This window comes from Solirhodobacter olei (assembly GCF_004010155.1).
Taxonomy (GTDB): domain Bacteria; phylum Pseudomonadota; class Alphaproteobacteria; order Rhodobacterales; family Rhodobacteraceae; genus Solirhodobacter; species Solirhodobacter olei.
Genome location: NZ_RRYH01000018.1, coordinates 70325 through 86213 on the forward strand (window position 1 = coordinate 70325; position 15889 = coordinate 86213).

Annotated in this window: 16 protein-coding genes; 11 read left to right on the forward strand and 5 right to left on the reverse strand. The window is 68.7% G+C overall.

Annotated features, from left to right (window positions below; genetic code table 11):
• Position 1: 1 nt before the first annotated feature.
• Complete coding sequence (gene mnmA, locus EIP85_RS13940; RefSeq protein ID WP_127902803.1) at positions 2–1147, forward strand: tRNA 2-thiouridine(34) synthase MnmA; 1146 nt, start codon at positions 2–4, stop codon at positions 1145–1147.
• 323 nt (positions 1148–1470) lie between these two features.
• Here the strand turns inward: mnmA and katG are convergent, their stop codons facing one another.
• The gene (katG, locus tag EIP85_RS13945) at positions 1471–3660 is read right to left on the reverse strand and encodes a catalase/peroxidase HPI (RefSeq protein WP_127902804.1); all 2190 of its coding nucleotides are present in this window, start codon (positions 3658–3660) and stop codon (positions 1471–1473) included.
• Between the two features lie 164 nt (positions 3661–3824).
• On the opposite strand from katG, the gene EIP85_RS13950 reads away from it, so the two are divergent.
• Positions 3825–4751 (forward strand): hydrogen peroxide-inducible genes activator, encoded by a 927-nt coding sequence (locus tag EIP85_RS13950; RefSeq protein ID WP_127902805.1) that lies wholly within the window; start codon positions 3825–3827, stop codon positions 4749–4751.
• Positions 4752–4790: 39 nt separating this feature from the next.
• Here EIP85_RS13950 and EIP85_RS13955 read toward each other — a convergent pair whose 3' ends face one another.
• On the reverse strand, positions 4791–5282 hold the full coding sequence (locus tag EIP85_RS13955; RefSeq protein ID WP_127902806.1) for a methyltransferase family protein: 492 nt from the start codon (positions 5280–5282) through the stop codon (positions 4791–4793).
• A 143-nt stretch (positions 5283–5425) separates the two neighbouring features.
• Positions 5426–5887, reverse strand: a complete 462-nt coding sequence (locus EIP85_RS13960; protein WP_127902807.1) for an Lrp/AsnC family transcriptional regulator — start codon at positions 5885–5887, stop codon at positions 5426–5428.
• A 145-nt stretch (positions 5888–6032) separates the two neighbouring features.
• Between EIP85_RS13960 and cysG the strand changes: the two genes are divergently transcribed.
• The 8 genes from cysG to EIP85_RS14000 all read left to right on the forward strand — a co-directional run bounded on the left by cysG (position 6033) and on the right by EIP85_RS14000 (position 12799).
• Positions 6033–7421 carry a siroheme synthase CysG gene (cysG, locus tag EIP85_RS13965; protein WP_127902808.1) on the forward strand — a complete coding sequence of 463 codons (1389 nt, stop codon included), beginning with the start codon at positions 6033–6035 and terminating at the stop codon, positions 7419–7421.
• Positions 7418–7738, forward strand: a complete 321-nt coding sequence (locus EIP85_RS13970; RefSeq protein ID WP_127902809.1) for a DUF2849 domain-containing protein — start codon at positions 7418–7420, stop codon at positions 7736–7738. Before cysG ends, EIP85_RS13970 begins: the two co-directional genes overlap by 4 nt.
• Positions 7731–9401, forward strand: a complete 1671-nt coding sequence (locus EIP85_RS13975; RefSeq protein ID WP_127902810.1) for a nitrite/sulfite reductase — start codon at positions 7731–7733, stop codon at positions 9399–9401. Before EIP85_RS13970 ends, EIP85_RS13975 begins: the two co-directional genes overlap by 8 nt.
• The gene (locus tag EIP85_RS13980; RefSeq protein WP_127902811.1) at positions 9391–10158 is read left to right on the forward strand and encodes a phosphoadenylyl-sulfate reductase; all 768 of its coding nucleotides are present in this window, start codon (positions 9391–9393) and stop codon (positions 10156–10158) included. The genes EIP85_RS13975 and EIP85_RS13980 overlap by 11 nt, the downstream gene beginning before the upstream one ends.
• Entirely contained in the window at positions 10155–10559 is a 405-nt protein-coding gene (locus EIP85_RS13985) for a DUF934 domain-containing protein (protein WP_127902812.1), read from the forward strand. The genes EIP85_RS13980 and EIP85_RS13985 overlap by 4 nt, the downstream gene beginning before the upstream one ends.
• Before the next feature lie 93 nt (positions 10560–10652).
• A complete protein-coding gene (locus EIP85_RS13990) occupies positions 10653–11462 on the forward strand; it encodes a ferredoxin--NADP reductase (protein ID WP_127902898.1) in 810 nt (269 codons plus the stop codon).
• 164 nt (positions 11463–11626) lie between these two features.
• Complete coding sequence (locus EIP85_RS13995; protein ID WP_127902813.1) at positions 11627–12013, forward strand: RcnB family protein; 387 nt, start codon at positions 11627–11629, stop codon at positions 12011–12013.
• Positions 12014–12082: 69 nt separating this feature from the next.
• Positions 12083–12799, forward strand: a complete 717-nt coding sequence (locus EIP85_RS14000) for a gamma-glutamylcyclotransferase (protein ID WP_127902814.1) — start codon at positions 12083–12085, stop codon at positions 12797–12799.
• A gap of 393 nt (positions 12800–13192) precedes the next feature.
• Here EIP85_RS14000 and EIP85_RS14005 read toward each other — a convergent pair whose 3' ends face one another.
• Together EIP85_RS14005 and EIP85_RS14010 are read right to left on the reverse strand one after the other, a co-directional pair.
• A complete protein-coding gene (locus tag EIP85_RS14005) occupies positions 13193–13540 on the reverse strand; it encodes a cupin domain-containing protein (protein WP_206615540.1) in 348 nt (115 codons plus the stop codon).
• On the reverse strand, positions 13537–14814 hold the full coding sequence (locus EIP85_RS14010) for a glycosyltransferase (RefSeq protein WP_127902815.1): 1278 nt from the start codon (positions 14812–14814) through the stop codon (positions 13537–13539). Before EIP85_RS14010 ends, EIP85_RS14005 begins: the two co-directional genes overlap by 4 nt.
• 143 nt (positions 14815–14957) lie before the next feature.
• Between EIP85_RS14010 and EIP85_RS14015 the strand changes: the two genes are divergently transcribed.
• Complete coding sequence (locus tag EIP85_RS14015; protein WP_127902816.1) at positions 14958–15752, forward strand: DUF72 domain-containing protein; 795 nt, start codon at positions 14958–14960, stop codon at positions 15750–15752.
• Positions 15753–15889 lie beyond the last annotated feature (137 nt).

Genomic DNA, 15889 nt, shown 5'->3' on the forward strand with positions numbered 1-15889 from the left:
CATGGCCCTCGACCGCCCCACGCCCCTCAATTCGCTCGGCTTCGCCAAACCCCCGGCAGAGACGCGCGTCGTCGTCGCCATGTCGGGCGGCGTCGACAGCTCGGTCGTGGCCGCGATGCTGGCCGAGGAGGGCTATGACGTCGTCGGCGTCACGCTGCAGCTCTACGACCACGGCGCGGCGCTGGCCAAGAAGGGCGCCTGCTGCGCCGGCCGCGACATCCACGACGCCCGCCGGGTGGCGGAGACGATGGGCTTCCCGCATTACGTGCTCGATTACGAGAATATCTTCCGCGACGCGGTGATCGACGAGTTCGCCGATGCCTATCTCGCCGGCGCGACCCCGGTTCCCTGCATCCGCTGCAACGAGCGGGTGAAGTTCAAGGACCTGATGGCGACCGCGCGCGAGCTGGAGGCCGACTGCATGGCCACCGGCCATTACATCCAGCGCAAGATGGGCGCCGAGGGGCCGGAACTGCACCGCGCCGCCGATGCCGCCCGCGACCAGAGCTATTTCCTGTTCTCGACCACGGCCGAGCAGCTCTCCTACCTGCGTTTCCCGCTGGGCCACCTCGGCTCGAAGGCCGAGACGCGCGCGCTCGCCGCCCGCTACGGCCTGCCCGTCGCCGACAAGCCCGACAGCCAGGACATCTGCTTCGTCCCCGACGGCAACTACGCCTCGGTGATCGAGAAGCTGCGCCCCGGCGCCGCCGACCCGGGCGAGATCGTCGACATGGAGGGCCGGGTGCTGGGCGAGCATCGCGGCGTGATCCACTACACCATCGGCCAGCGCCGCGGCCTCGGCATCGGCGGGCTGGCCGAGCCGCTCTACGTGGTGAAGCTCGACCCGGAAAGCCGCCGCGTCGTCGTCGGCCCGAAAGAAGCGCTGGAGACCCGCGTGGTCCCGGTGCGCGAGCTGAACTGGCTGGGCGACGCGCCGCTCACCTCGGCGCCGGAATGGCATATGGAGGTTCGCGTGCGGTCCACCCGCCCGCCGCGCCCGGCGATCCTGCGGCCAATCTCGGCGACCGAGGCCAAGGTGGAACTCCTGACCCCGGAAGAGGGCGTCAGCCCCGGCCAGGCCTGCGTGTTCTACGCCCCCGACTCGAGCCGCGTGCTCGGCGGCGGCTGGATCTGGCGCGGCTACTGAGGGGCAGCCCTTCCAACCAACACGCCCCCGGCCCGAAACAGCGGCACGGAGTGCCGCCGGGCCAGCGCCCGTCCGCCCCCGAGGGCGGGCGCCATTGGTGAGTCCGCCGCCCCGGCAAACCGAAGGGGGTGGTTAAGCCATAAACGGACAGACCCGCGCCTCAGCCAGCGCCCACTCGCGGACGGTCCCCGCCCGCCTCACCGCGTAGGGTGCGCATTCATTGCGCACCGCAAATCCTCGCCCCAAAACGAAAAAGGCGGCGCCCCGGCCTCCGCCGGAACGCCGCCCTCATCTCACCCCCGGTCCCCCGGGGTCGCACGCCCTCAGGCGAGGTCGAAGCGGTCGAGCTCCATGACCTTCACCCAGGCCTTCACGAAGTCACCCACGAACTTCGCCCCGGCGGCCTTGGTGCCATAGACCTCCGACAGCGCCCGCAGCTGCGAGTTGGAGCCGAAGACCAGATCCACCCGCGTCCCGGTCCATTTCACCGCCCCGCTCTTGCGGTCGCGGCCCTCGAACAGGTCCTCGCCGTCCTTCGGCGCCCATTCCGTCCCCATGTCGAGCAGGTTGACGAAGAAGTCGGTCGACAGAACGCCCGGCCGGTCGGTGAAGACCCCGTGCTTCGCGCCACCCACCGTCGCGCCCAGCACGCGAAGACCGCCGACCAGCACCGTCATCTCCGGCGCGCTCAGCGTCAGAAGCTGTGCCTTGTCGATCAGCATCTCCTCGGCCGAAACGCTGTACTTGGTCTTGAGGTAGTTGCGGAAGCCGTCGGCCACCGGCTCAAGCACGCCGAAGGCCTCGACGTCGGTCTGCTCGGCGCTGGCATCGGTCCGGCCCGGGCGGAACGGCACCTCGACCGCATGGCCCGCGGCCTTCGCCGCCTCTTCGACCGCCGCGCCGCCGGCCAGCACGATCAGGTCGGCCAGCGAGACTTTCTTGCCGCCCTTGGCCCCGGCGTTGAACTCGGCCTGGATCTTCTCCAGCGCGCCCAGCACCTTTGCCAGCTGCTCGGGCTGGTTCGCCGCCCAGTCCTTCTGCGGCGCAAGCCGGATCCGCGCGCCATTGGCGCCGCCGCGCTTGTCCGACCCGCGGAAGGTCGAGGCCGAGGCCCAGGCGACCGACACCAGCTCGCTCACCGAAAGGCCAGATGCCAGCACCTTCGCCTTCAGCGCCTTGATGTCACCGGCATCGACCAGCGGATGGTCGGCGGCGGGGATCGGATCCTGCCAGATCAGGTCCTCGGCCGGCACCTCGGCGCCCAGGTAGCGCGCCTTCGGCCCCATGTCGCGGTGGGTCAGCTTGAACCAGGCCCGCGCGAAGGCATCGGCGAATTCCTCCGGGTTCTCGTAGAAATGCCGCGAGATCTTCTCGTACTCCGGATCGAACCGCAGCGAGAGGTCGGTGGTCAGCATCGTCGGGCGGTGCTTCTTCGACCCGTCATAGGCATCGGGGATGGTCTTCGCGTCGCCCTTGGCGACCCACTGATTTGCGCCCGCCGGGCTCTTGGTCAGCTCGTAGTCATATTCGAAGAGGTTGTGGAAGAAGTTGTTGGACCACTTCGTCGGCGTCTCGGTCCAGGTCACCTCGAGGCCCGAGCCGATCTGGTCCGGCCCCTTGCCCGACTTGAAGGCGCTCTTCCAGCCGAGGCCCATCGCCTCGATCGGCGCGGCTTCCGGTTCCGGCCCGACCAGCGCGGCATCGCCCGCGCCATGGGTCTTGCCGAAGGTGTGGCCGCCCGCGATCAGCGCCACCGTCTCGTAATCGTCCATCGCCATGCGCGCGAAGGTCTCGCGGATGTCGACGGCCGCCTTCACCGGGTCGGGTTCGCCGTTCGGCCCCTCGGGGTTCACGTAGATCAGGCCCATCTGCACGGCGGCAAGCGGGTTCTCCAGGTCGCGGTCGCCGCTGTAGCGCTTGTCGGCCAGCCATTCGGTCTCGCCGCCCCAGTAGACGTCTTCCTCCGGCTCCCAGGTGTCGACGCGTCCACCGCCGAAGCCGAAGGTCTTGAAGCCCATCGATTCCAGCGCGCAGTTCCCGGCCAGGATCATCAGGTCCGCCCAGGAGATCGCGTCGCCGTATTTCTGCTTGATCGGCCACAGCAGACGCCGCGCCTTGTCGAGGTTCACGTTGTCCGGCCAGGAGTTCAGCGGCGCGAAGCGCTGCTGACCCGCGCCCGCGCCCCCGCGGCCGTCGCCGGTGCGGTAGGTCCCGGCGGAGTGCCAGGCCATGCGGATGAAAAGCGGGCCATAGTTGCCGAAATCCGCCGGCCACCACTCCTGGCTGTCGGTCAGAAGCGCCACGATATCGGCCTTCAGCGCCTTCAGGTCGAGCGCCTTGAACGCCTTGGCATAGTCGAAGCCCTCGCCCATCGGGTCGGCGGCCTTGGAATGCTGGTGCAGGATCTTCAGGTTCAGCTGGTTCGGCCACCAGTTCCGGTTCGAATTGGCACCCTGCGTCACATGCGCATGAACCACCGGGCAGCTGCCGCCCTTCACGTCGTTTCCATCCATATGATTCTCCGATCCTGGCTCGTGGTTGGTTCGATCAGGAAGCGCCTCCTCGGGCCGCGGCAAGGCTGCGGCACGGGCTCCTCCCGGGCTCGTCTCCCCTCTCTTATCAAAGCCCCACGATTAGTTTAAGTTCGATTTCCTGATCGTCCCGATAAGGTGAAGTTATGAACAACCTCACCCTGAAGCAGCTGAGGTATTTCGAGGCCCTCGCCCGCCACCGCCACTTCGGCCGCGCGGCGGAGACCTGCGCCATCTCCCAGCCCGCCTTGTCGATGCAGATCAAGGAGTTGGAGGCCGCGCTCGGCACGCCGCTCTTCGAGCGCTCCGCCCGCCAGCTGCGGCTGACCGGCTTCGGCGAGGAGGTGGCGCTGCGGGTCGGCGAGATTCTGCGCTCGGTCGACGAACTCGGCGATCTCGGCCGCGCCGCGCAGGACCGGCTCTCCGGCCGGCTGCGGCTGGGGGTGATCCCGACGGTGGCGCCCTACCTGCTGCCCACGATCATCGCAGAGCTGACGCGGATCTACCCCGGCCTCGATCTTCACCTGCGCGAGACGCTGACCGGCCGGCTTCTGGGCGAGCTGGCCGAGGGTCGGCTCGACACGGCCATCGTGGCGCTCCCGATATCCGAGCCGACCCTGACCGAAACCCCCCTGTTCTCCGAGGATTTCGTCCTCGTCCGCACCAGCGCTGATGCCGCGCTCCCCGTGCCCGACCGCGAGCGCCTGCGCGAGATGCGGCTTCTGCTGCTGGAGGAGGGGCATTGCTTCCGCGACCAGGCGCTCTCCTTCTGCAACATGCAAAGCGCGATGCCGAGAGAGCTTCTGGACGGAAGCTCGCTCTCAACGCTGGTGCAGATGGTCGGCGCGGGCATCGGCGTGACGCTGATCCCCGAGATGGCCGTGCCGGTGGAAACCCGCTCCGCCGCCGTTTCCGTCGCCCGCTTTCCGAAGCCGCGGCCGACGCGCACGATCGGGATGATCTGGCGAAAGACAAGCCCGCTGGCCCCCCAGCTCAGCCAGCTCGCCGCGCTGGTCCGCCAGTCCGCCAAGATCCTTCACAGCACCGGCGCGACAGCCGGCGTTACGCCCTAGGCTGCGCAATCATCGCGCAACGGACGCCATGCCCCGCGGTCACAGCCAGCGCCGCACCCGCGTGCAATAGGCCGCGTATTCCGTCCCGAAGACCCGGCCCATCGTCGCCTCCTCATGCGGGATCACCACCCGGTCGAGAATCCAGAGCGGCACCACCAGAAACACCAGTGGCCACAGCCCGCCCAGAAGCAGCACGCCGCCGAGGTAAAACACCGTGATCCCCAGGTACATCGGGTTCCGCGTCCAGCCGTAGATCCCGTTCGCCACCAGGCTGCTCGGCTCGCCGAACGGGTTGAGCGTCGTCCCGCGCAGCGCGAAGCGCAGCGCCGCACCGGGCCCGATCGCCAGGCCCGCGAGGCAGATCAGCAGCCCGAGCCCCTCCCGCCCGGGAAACCCGAACGCCAATGGCGCGATGCGCTCCGCGCCCACGCCGATGACGAAGGCCAGAAGGAAAAGAAGCGGCGGCGGCACCCGGAACATCTGCGCCGGTCGTGGCGCAGGATCGGGGGAAGACGAACCGGCCTCGGACATCCCGACCTCCTCCTCCCGCTGCGGCGGGCGTTGCGCAGGGTTCAGCCCAGAATGCCAGAGAATGCGCGGCTGTCACGCATTATCGCGCGCGCCCCGTAGGGTGCGCATTCATTGCGCACCAAACCGCCCCCCCGGCACTGCCCTCACAGGGGCAGCATCGTCGTCGCCTTGATCTCCTCCATCGAAAGAAGCGCGGTCACGTTGTAGATCCGCACCTCCGAGATCAGCGCCTGGTAAAAGCTGTCATAGGCGCGCGCATTGGCCACCCGGACCTTCAGAATATAGTCGATGTCCCCCGCCAGCCGGTGCGCCTCCAGCACCTCGGGCCGGTTCTGAAGCACCTTCAGGAAGGCCTTCTGCCAGTCCGCCTCGTGCTCGCTGGTGCGGATCAGCACGAAGAAGCAGGCCTCCAGCCCAAGCGCCTCGGCGTCCAGAAGCACGGTCTGCCGGGTGATCACCCCCTGCTCCTTCAGCTTGCGGATCCGGTTCCAGACCGGCGTCTTCGAAGACCCCACCTTGCGGGCGATCTCGTCCAGGGACTGGCTCGCGTCCTCCTGCAGCTCGGCAAGGATTTTCCGATCCATCTCGTCAAGCCGGGCCACCATTCCGAATTCTCCCTCGGTTCAAAACGCTGTTTTACTTACCCCCACTTATCCAAACCAATGTCCTAATTTGCAAGGGATACTGGCGACCAACCGGAAGAAAATTCTATATTGCCAGCCATAACCAGCTGCAACCGGACCGCCACCGATGGACCACTTCCCCATCTACCTCTCACTCGCCGACCGCCGCGTTCTGATCGCCGGCGGCGGAGAGGTGGCGCTGGCCAAACTGCGGCTGGCCCTGAAGACCCGGGCCGCGATCGAGGTCTTCGCCCCCGCGCCCATCCCCGCGATCGCGGCGCTGGCAGAGGCGGGCCGCCTGACGCTCCACCGCCGCCCCCTCGCTCATGGAGACGCCCATGGCGCGGCGCTCGTCTATGCCGCGACCGAGGATACGGACGAGGATGCCTGGATCGCCGCCATCGGCCGGGCCGAAGGCGCGCTGGTCAACGTCGTCGACAACCTCGCGGCCTCCGACTTCATCACCCCCGCCATCGTCGACCGCGACCCGGTCACCGTCGCCATCGGCACCGAGGGCGCGGCCCCGGTCCTCGCCCGCGCGATCAAGGCGCAGGTCGAGGCGGCGCTCTCGCCGCTGACCGGCCCCCTCGCCCGCATCGGCAAGTCCTTCCGGACCGAGGCCGAGGCCCTGCCCCAGGGCCGCGCTCGCCGCGCCTTCTGGGCGGAATACTACGACACCGCCGGCCCCGCTGCCTATGCCGAGGGCGGCGAAGCGGCCGCCGAAGCGGCGCTGCACGCCCTCCTCGCCCGCCACCTCGCCGCCGCAGCAGCCCCCGGCCGGGTCGATCTCGTCGGCGCCGGCCCCGGCGACCCCGAGCTTCTGACGCTGAAGGCCCGCCGCGCACTGGACCGCGCCGACGTGGTGATCCACGACCGCCTCGTCGCCCCGGAGATCCTCGAACTTGCCCGCCGCGAGGCCCTGATCCTCGATGTCGGCAAGACCGGCTTCGGCCCCTCCACCCCGCAGGCCGAGATCGACGCGCTGATCGTCGAACACGCGCGCGCCGGCGCCCATGTCGTCCGGCTGAAATCCGGCGATCCCGGCATCTACGGGCGCCTCGACGAAGAGATCGAGGCCCTCGAGGCCGCCGGCATCGCCTGGCAGGTCGTGCCGGGCATCACCGCCGCCTCGGCCGCCGCCGCCGCCATCGGCCAGTCGCTGACCCGTCGCGGCCGCAACGGCACGCTGCGCCTGCTGACCGGGCACGACGTCAAGGGTTTCGCCGAACAGGACTGGCGCGGCCTGGCCGCCCCCGGCGCCGTCGCCGCGATCTACATGGGCAAGAAGGCCGCCCGCTTCCTGCAGGGCCGCCTGATGATGCATGGCGCCGCCCCCGAGACCCCGGTGACCGTGGTCGAGAACGCCTCCCGCCCCGACCAGCGCTGTCTCGGCACCACGCTCTCCCGCCTGCCCGAGGTGACCGCAAGCCTCGAAGGCCCCGCCGTCCTGCTTTACGGCCTCGCGCCCCGCGCGGCAGAGGCCCGTCTCGAAGACCTGAAGGAAGCCCTGTCATGAGCCGCCGCTTCACCCCGAAAGTCGTCACCGCCAACGCCCTGATCGAGGGCGACGTCGTCTACCTGACCGAAGACGACCGCTGGTCCCGCCACCACCACGAGGCCGAACTGATCGAGGACGAGGCCCACGCCCAGATGCGCCTGCTCAGCGCCCAGGCGCAGCATCTCCTCGTCGTCGGCGCCTACCTGGCCGATGCCAAGGCCGGCCCCAACGGCCCCGAGCCCACGCATTTCCGCGAGACGTTCCGCACCCGCGGCCCCTCGAACTACGCCCACGGCAAGCAGGCCAAGACCCCGAAGGACGGCCCCCATGTATAAATACAACGACTTCGACGAGGCCTTCGTCCGCACCCGCGTCGCCCAGTTCTCGCAGCAGGTCGCCCGCCGCATCGACGGCTCGCTGACCGAGGACGAGTTCAAGCCGCTGCGCCTGATGAACGGGCTCTACCTGCAGCTTCACGCCTATATGCTTAGGGTGGCGATCCCCTACGGGACGCTGGACAGCCGCAAGATGCGCCAGCTCGCCCATATCGCCGACACCTGGGACAAGGGCTACGGCCATTTCACCACGCGCCAGAACATCCAGTACAACTGGCCGAAGCTCTCCGACGTGCCCGCCATCCTCGGCGCGCTGGCCGATGTCGAGATGCACGCGATCCAGACCTCCGGCAACACCGTCCGCAACGTGACGGCGGACCATTTCGCCGGCGCCGCCGCCGACGAGATCGCCGACCCGAGGCCCTACGCGGAACTGCTGCGGCAATGGTCCACCGACCACCCGGAATTCCAGTTCCTGCCGCGCAAGTTCAAGATCGCCATCACCGGCGCGCCCAATGACCGCGCCGTGACCAAGGCGCATGACATCGGACTGCGCATGGTCACCAACGCCGCCGGAGAGCCGGGCTTCGAGGTCATCGTCGGCGGCGGGCTCGGCCGCACGCCGCTGATCGGCCAGACCGTGCGGGAGTTCCTGCCGGAAGCCGACCTGCTGCCCTATGTCGAGGCGGTCCTGAGCGTCTACAACCTCCTCGGCCGGCGCGACAACAAGTTCAAGGCCCGCATCAAGATCACGCTGCACGAAACCGGAAAGGAAGAACTTTCCAGGATGATCGAGGAGCGGTTCGAGGAGATCCGCGGCAGCTTCTCCGGCGCCGACCAGGCGCTTCTGGAAGAGATCCGCGCCGCCTTCGCGCCGCCGGCCTTCAAGACCGCGCCGACGGACGCGCATTACGCGGCGCAGGCCAGGGACCCGGCCTACCGCGCCTGGGCCGACACCAACCTCGCCCGCCACAGGAACGCCGATTACGCCATCGTCACCGTCTCGCTGAAGGCCCATGGCGCGACGCCGGGCGACGCCAGCTCGGCGCAGATGCGGGTGCTGGCCGAGCTCGCCGAGACCTACGGCCATGACGAGCTGCGCATCAGCCACGAGCAGAACGTGATCCTGCCCCATGTCCACAAAGGCGACCTGCCGGCGGTCCATGCGGCGCTGAAGGCCGCGGGCCTCGCCACCGCCAACGTGGGCCTGATCTCCGACATCATAGCCTGCCCGGGGATGGATTACTGCTCGCTCGCCACCGCGCGCTCCATCCCGATCGCGACCCAGATCGCCGAGCGCTTCAAGGAGCTCGACCTCGAACACGAGATCGGCCCGATGAAGATCAAGATCTCCGGCTGCATCAACGCCTGCGGCCACCACCACGTCGGCCATATCGGCATCCTCGGCCTCGACCGCGCGGGGGTGGAGAACTACCAGATCACACTCGGCGGCGACGGAACCGAGACCGCCTCCATCGGCGAGAAGGCCGGCCCCGGCTTTGCCTATGACGAGGTCGTCCCCGCCATCGAGCGCCTGATCTCCGCCTATCTCGAAACCCGGCTGGAGCCGGCCGAAACCTTCCTCGCGGCCTTCCGCCGCCTCGGCCCCGCCCCGTTCAAGGCCGCGCTCTACCCCGAAGAAGGGAATAGAAATGCCGCTTGAAGCTCCCCTGCCCTCGGCCGCCGAACGCGTCGCCGAGCTGAACGCCCGCACCCGCCACCATTCGGCGCCCGACGTGCTGGCCCACGCGCTGCGCGACCCGCTCGTCGGCCGCATCGCGATGGTCTCCTCCTTCGGCGCGGAATCGGTGGTGCTCCTGCACCTGGTCGCGCAGGTCGACCGCACCGTGCCGGTGGTCTTCGTCGACACGCGGATGCTGTTCGAGGAAACCCTGGCCTACCAGGCCGAGGTCGCCGAGCAGCTCGGCCTCGCCGAGATCCGCATCATCCGCCCCGATCCGGTGGCGGTGCTGGCGCGCGACGTCGACAACATCCTGCACCAGACGGACCCCGACGCCTGCTGCGCGCTGCGCAAGACCGAACCGCTGGAACGCGCGCTCGGCGGCTTCGACGCCTGGATCAACGGCCGCAAACGCTACCAGGGCCAGTCGCGGACCGAGATCGACTTCTTCGAGACCGACGACGCCGGCCGCATAAAGGTCAACCCGCTCGCCATGTGGGACCGTGACGACCTGCAAAGCTACATCGTGGAGAACCGCCTGCCGCGCCACCCGCTGGTCGCCAAGGGCTTCCCCTCCATCGGCTGCGCCCCCTGCACCACGCCCGTGAAGCCCGGCGAGGATCCCCGCGCCGGCCGCTGGCGCGGCCGCGACAAGGAGGAATGCGGCATCCATTTCGTCGGTGGCCGCCTCGTGCGCGGCGGGTCCTCCGGCACCGGCAGCGAGGAGAGCGCCGCATGAGCATCATCGTCACCGACCACGGCTTCGCCCCCGAGGATTTCTCCGGCGCCTTCGCGGCGCCGGAGGCGCTTGCCGGCGCCGAGGCGCTCGACCTCGGCCCGGATGCCGATCTCGCGCCCCTCGCCGGCCAGCTCGACGGGCTCAGCCTGATCCGCATCGCCTTCCCGAGCTTCGCCGACGGCCGCGGCTTCACCCTCGCCCGCCGCCTGCGGCTGATGGGCTATGCCGGCCGCCTGCGCGCCGCCGGTCACGTGATCGCCGACCAGTACGCCATGGCCCGCCGCGCGGGGTTCGACGAGGTCGAGATCTCCGAGGAGCTCGCCGCCCGCCAGCCGGAGGAGCAATGGCTCTTCCGCGCCGACTGGCAGGCGCATGACTACCGCGCCCGCCTTCGGGCCTGAGCCCCGCCCAAACTCATTTGCATACAAACGAACCCTGCGCTAGATTGGCGCAGGCCTTGTCACGAAAGCGCCGACATGACAGATCAAACGCCGATGGATCAGACCGCCAAAGCAACCGTGCGCACGCTCCCCGACGCACAGACCGTGACCGAGGTCCGCCACTGGACCGATCGGCTGTTCTCGTTCCGTGTGACGCGCCCGCAGTCGCTCCGCTTCCGCTCTGGCGAATTCGTGATGATCGGGCTTCTGGGCGACAACGGCAAACCTCTGCTGCGCGCCTATTCCATCGCCTCCCCCTCCTGGGACGAAGAGCTGGAATTCTACTCCATCAAGGTCCCCGACGGGCCGCTGACCTCGAAGCTCCAGCACATCCAGCCGGGGCAGGAGATCATCCTGCGCCCGAAGCCGGTGGGTACGCTGGTGCTTGACGCGCTCTTGCCCGGAAAGCGGATCTGGTTCCTCGCCACCGGTACCGGCATCGCGCCCTTCGCCTCGCTCATGCGCGACCCGGAGACCTACGAGAAATACGAGCAGGTCGTGATGATGCACACCTGCCGCACCGCCGACGAGCTGGAATACGGCCGCCAGCTGGTGGAAGGCCTCAAGAACGATCCCCTGATCGGCGAGATGGTCGAGGGCAAGCTGCTCTACTACCCGACCACGACGCGGGAAGAGAGCGCCTACATGGGCCGCATTACCGACAACCTGCAGAACGGCAAGGTCTTCGCCGACCTCGGCATTGCGCCGATGGACCCGGCCACCGACCGCGCCATGGTCTGCGGCTCGCTCGCCTTCAACCAAGACGTCAAGACCGTGCTCGAAGGCTTCGGCCTGACAGAGGGCGCCAATTCCGACCCGAAGGAATACGTGGTCGAGAAGGCCTTCGTCGGCGACGGCATCTGACCCCCGGCCCGAACGGCCAACGAGCGAGCGGCCGACGCCCGGATTGTAACGCGGATCGGCGGAATTCCGTTCGAAACGGCAGGGTCCTGCCGATCTCCGCACGATGGGGCAGACGCCGGCCGCGCGGATTCCTATGTAAGTCTCAAAGACTGTGAGGAGACGTCATGGGACACGGTAAACCCTTCGCTCTGGCCGCCGCCGCCGTGCTCGGCCTCGGCACGCTCGCCCTCGCCGGCCCCGCCCTGGCGGACCGTGGCGGCTGCCCGCCCGGTCTTGCTGCCAAGCACAACGGCTGCATGCCGCCCGGCCTCGCCAAGAAAGAGCGCCATCACGATTACTACAGCCGCGAGCGGGAATATCACCGCTGGCACGAGGGCGACCGGATCGGCCGCAACAACTACGTCATCATCCAGGACTACCGCCGCTACCGCCTGCCGCCGCCCCCGGACGGGACGGTCTATGTCGTCTCCGGCGGGCAGCTTCTTCGGGTCGACCCCAACACGCTGCAGATCCTCGGCATCATGGGGCTGATGAACAACCTGCTGCGCTGACCCGCCCGGCGACGCAGGGGCCGCCGCTACCGGCTTGACACTCCCCGCCTTTGGCGGCGTCATCGCGCCATGCCTTCCTCATCCGCCCGCACCGCCGCCGCCGGCCCGCATCTTACCCAGGCCCATGTCGACCGCACCCTGCGCGTCGTGCCCGATCCCGGCCCCTCCGGCCGCACGCCGCTGACCGATGAGGACATCGCCGCCCGCGCGGCAGAGCTTCTGGCAGAGAAACCGCCCGGCCCGCTCTACGTCTTCGCCTATGGCTCGCTGATCTGGAAACCGGGCTTCGACTTCGCCGCCCGCCACCGTGCCACGGCCCCCGGCTGGCACCGCCAGTTCTGCATCGAGATCGACGGCTGGCGCGGCACCCCCGAGACGCCCGGCCTGATGCTGGCGATCGTCTCCGGCGGCTCCTGCACCGGCGTGGCGCTTGAAGCGCCCGAGGCCGAGGCGCAGGCCGCGCTCGAGGCCATGGTCCGGCGCGAGACCCCCTACGCCGAGTTCAGCGAGATGGTCCGCTGGATCAGCATCCGCACCGAGGCCGGCCCCGCCCGCGCGCTGGTCTTCTGGGCCGGCCCGACCGGAGAGCGCATCCGCCGCGGCCTGCCCCCGGCGCGGGCCGCGAAGATGATCGCCCATGCCTGCGGCCACGCCGGATCCTCCACCGAATACCTTCACAACACGGTCGCCGCGCTCGAGGCCCACGGCATCCGCGACCGCAACCTGTGGCAGCTCCAGCGCCTCGTCGCCGAGGAGATCGACAGCTGGCCCGCCGAGGCTGGATAAAGCCTGCCCCGGCCCGAAACAGCGTCGCGCAGCGACGCCGGGCCAGCGCCCGTCCGCCCCCAAGGGCGGGCGCTTCTGGTGAGTCAGGATCCCGGCAAACCGAAGGGGTTCTTTGCGCCATAAACGGACAGACCCGCACTTCCGCGAGCGCCCCCCCCCGCGGACGCACCCTGGCCCTTTTTCACCGCGTAGGGTGCGCATTCATCGCGCACCGCTCACCGCAAGACCCGTTGCGCAAACCCCACGACCCCCGTCCCGAAATACGGTACGCTTACGGTGCCAAAGCGGTGCCAAAGCTGTGCTGAATCGGCACCCCGTTTTCCAAGCCACCCCAACGGCTTGCAGCACGAAGCTCACGGCAGGGCTCCGCCCCGCCGCACCCCGGCATTAACCTTAACGGATCATGTAGACCTTCTTGACGGTCTCATGGACGGTGCAGACCCCGGCCCAGCCCGCAGGAAAGACCGCCGCCGTGTCCGGGGTGATCTCGATCACCTCGCCCGTGTCATGCACATAGGTCGCCCGCCCCTCGAGGAAGTGGCAGAACTCGTCCCGCTCCACCTCGCAGCGCCAGACCCCCGGCGTGCAGATCCACAGCCCGCATTCCGAGGCACCCCCCGGCCCCTTGTGGATCACCCGGCCCGAGACGCGGCTTTCGCCCTCGATCATCGTCGGCACCACGCCCCAGTCGACAATATCCTGCGTCGCCAAGGGGTTGCGCATCAAAGGTACAGTGGTCATCGGTTCAATATCCCGTCCAGAATCCGCGCCGCCTTGCGCGGCCCCTCCGCTGCCTGCATCGCCGTACTGGTCGCCGCCAGCCGCGCCTTCAGGTCCGGATCGTTGAGGCAGGAGAACAGCTTCTCCGCCAGTTCCACCTCGCTCCAGTCGTAGCGCGGCAGCTTGAAGCCGTGGCCGGTCTCCTCCACCCGCGTCGCGTTGTCATGGCCGTCCCAGACGAAGGGCATGATGATCGCGGGCTTGCCGAAATAGAGGCATTCGGTGAACGAGTTGTTGCCGCCGTGATGGATCACCGCATCCACCTGCGGGATCACCGAAGGCTGTGGAAACCAGTTCGAGATCAGCACGTTACCCGGCAGATCGTGGTATTCCCCCGCATAGTCCCCGACATTCACCAGCGCCCGGTAGGGCAGCCGCCCCAGCACGTCGATCAGCCGCTTCAGCAGGTCCACATCCCCCGCGCCAAGGCTTCCGAAGCTCACGTAGACCAGGGGCCTGTCGCCGTTCTCCCGGAACATCGGCACCTCATAGGGCGCCTCGTGCCGGACGCAGCCCTCCAGATACTGGAACCGCTCCGGATCGAGCGGCTCGGCCCGGTCGAACTTCACCGCCTCGGGGTAGAGCAGCAGGTTCATATGGGGCGAGGCCTCGAAGAACTGCCCCGCCGGATAGGGCGCCTCCCCGCAGCGGCCCAGAAAGGCGTTGAAATCGTCGTGGATCGGCCCGATCACCTCTTCGAACCGCGCCCGGAACGCAGCATGGCAGGCGTGGTCCGCCGCCGCGCAGCCCGACAGGTGCGGCGGGATCGCCGGGTCCTCGATCTCGTTCTCCGAGCAGGAGATGATCCGCACCCATGGCACCCCGAACTGCTTGATTGCAGGAAACAAGATCACATTGTCGACGCAGATCAGGTCCGGCTGGATCTTGGCAAGGACGCCCGGCAGGTCCTTCTCGGCCCATTTCGCGCTGTCGACGATCGCGGCCCAGCAATCCTTCACGTAATTGTCCAACTGGTCGATCGGGCTCTTGCGGAAGTTCGGGATATGGCTGTTGATGAAGTCCTCCCAGAACCTCGCCATCTGCTCCGCCGGCATCGGCTCCGACAGGTTCACCGGATGCGCCTCGAAGCCGTAGCCGCGATAGACCTCCACGAAGCCCGGATCGGACAGGAACACCGCCCTGTGCCCGCGCGCCTCTACCGCCTGGGCGATGCCCACCGAGTTGAGCGCCGGCCCGAAGGCCGCCTCCGGGAAAAAAGCCACCACCTTCGTCATGCCACGCTCCCCTTCCCCACGAGTCGCCCCGAAGTCTCCAACGGATCGCCGCGCAGGACAATGCCGCCGGGCCGCGGGGGCGGGAATGGGCCTCGCCCCCGCGCCGCGCCGCGCTATCTTCCGCCGGAACGAGGGAGGGGCGCATGGCACAGGGCAGGATCAGGATCGGCATCGGCGGATGGACCTTCGAGCCCTGGCGCGGGCCGTTCTACCCGGCCGGCCTGCCGCAGCGGCGCGAGCTGGAATATGCCGCGAGCCGCCTGACCTCCATCGAGGTCAACGGCACCTACTACGGCAGCCAGAAGCCCGAAAGCTTCGCCAAATGGCATGACGAGACACCGGACGATTTCGTCTTCGCCCTGAAGGGTCCGCGCTTCGCCACCAACCGCCGGGTGCTGGCCGAGGCGGGACCCTCGGTCGAGAAATTCCTCGCCTCCGGGATCACCGAGCTGAAGGCCAAGCTCGGCCCGATCAACTGGCAGTTCATGGCGACGAAGAGGTTCGACGCCGAGGATTTCGCGGCCTTCCTGAAGCTCCTGCCCCCCTCAGCCGGCGGCCTGCGCCTGCGCCATGCGGTGGAGGTCCGCCACCCGAGTTTCCAATGCGCGGAGTTCGTGGCGCTCGCCCGCGAACATGGCGTGGCGGTGATCACGGCGGGCGATGCCGACTTCCCCCAGATCGCCGATCCGACCGCCGATTTCGTCTACGCGCGCATCATGGGCACGGCAGAGGGAGAGGCGCTCGGCTACGCCCCGGCAGAGCTCGACCGCTGGGCCGCCCGGGCCGGGACCTGGGCCCAGGGCGGTGTCCCCGAGGGGCTGGAAACCTTCGGCCCCGCACCTGCCGCAGGGCCGCGAGACGTCTTCCTCTACGTCATCGCCGGCCACAAAGTCGCCAACCCCGCCGCCGCACAGGCCCTGATCGAACGCATCAACTGAGCCCCGGCCCGAAACAGCGTCGCGCGAGCCCCGCCGGGCCAGCGCCCACCCGCGCACGGCCCCTGCCCCTCCTCCGCGTTGGGTGCGCATTTATTGCGCACCGTTCATCGCCCCCCAACGGACAAGGACCGGCTCTC

Bases quoted from the DNA above. Each gene is read 5' to 3' on its own strand.
- mnmA (WP_127902803.1), top strand. From the start codon at position 2: ATGGCCCTCGACCGCCCCACGCCCCTCAATTCGCTCGGCTTCGCCAAA.
- katG (WP_127902804.1), bottom strand. From the start codon at position 3,660: ATGGATGGAAACGACGTGAAGGGCGGCAGCTGCCCGGTGGTTCATGCG.
- EIP85_RS13950 (WP_127902805.1), top strand. From the start codon at position 3,825: ATGAACAACCTCACCCTGAAGCAGCTGAGGTATTTCGAGGCCCTCGCC.
- EIP85_RS13955 (WP_127902806.1), bottom strand. From the start codon at position 5,282: ATGTCCGAGGCCGGTTCGTCTTCCCCCGATCCTGCGCCACGACCGGCG.
- EIP85_RS13960 (WP_127902807.1), bottom strand. From the start codon at position 5,887: ATGGTGGCCCGGCTTGACGAGATGGATCGGAAAATCCTTGCCGAGCTG.
- cysG (WP_127902808.1), top strand. From the start codon at position 6,033: ATGGACCACTTCCCCATCTACCTCTCACTCGCCGACCGCCGCGTTCTG.
- EIP85_RS13970 (WP_127902809.1), top strand. From the start codon at position 7,418: ATGAGCCGCCGCTTCACCCCGAAAGTCGTCACCGCCAACGCCCTGATC.
- EIP85_RS13975 (WP_127902810.1), top strand. From the start codon at position 7,731: ATGTATAAATACAACGACTTCGACGAGGCCTTCGTCCGCACCCGCGTC.
- EIP85_RS13980 (WP_127902811.1), top strand. From the start codon at position 9,391: ATGCCGCTTGAAGCTCCCCTGCCCTCGGCCGCCGAACGCGTCGCCGAG.
- EIP85_RS13985 (WP_127902812.1), top strand. From the start codon at position 10,155: ATGAGCATCATCGTCACCGACCACGGCTTCGCCCCCGAGGATTTCTCC.
- EIP85_RS13990 (WP_127902898.1), top strand. From the start codon at position 10,653: ATGGATCAGACCGCCAAAGCAACCGTGCGCACGCTCCCCGACGCACAG.
- EIP85_RS13995 (WP_127902813.1), top strand. From the start codon at position 11,627: ATGGGACACGGTAAACCCTTCGCTCTGGCCGCCGCCGCCGTGCTCGGC.
- EIP85_RS14000 (WP_127902814.1), top strand. From the start codon at position 12,083: ATGCCTTCCTCATCCGCCCGCACCGCCGCCGCCGGCCCGCATCTTACC.
- EIP85_RS14005 (WP_206615540.1), bottom strand. From the start codon at position 13,540: ATGACCACTGTACCTTTGATGCGCAACCCCTTGGCGACGCAGGATATT.
- EIP85_RS14010 (WP_127902815.1), bottom strand. From the start codon at position 14,814: ATGACGAAGGTGGTGGCTTTTTTCCCGGAGGCGGCCTTCGGGCCGGCG.
- EIP85_RS14015 (WP_127902816.1), top strand. From the start codon at position 14,958: ATGGCACAGGGCAGGATCAGGATCGGCATCGGCGGATGGACCTTCGAG.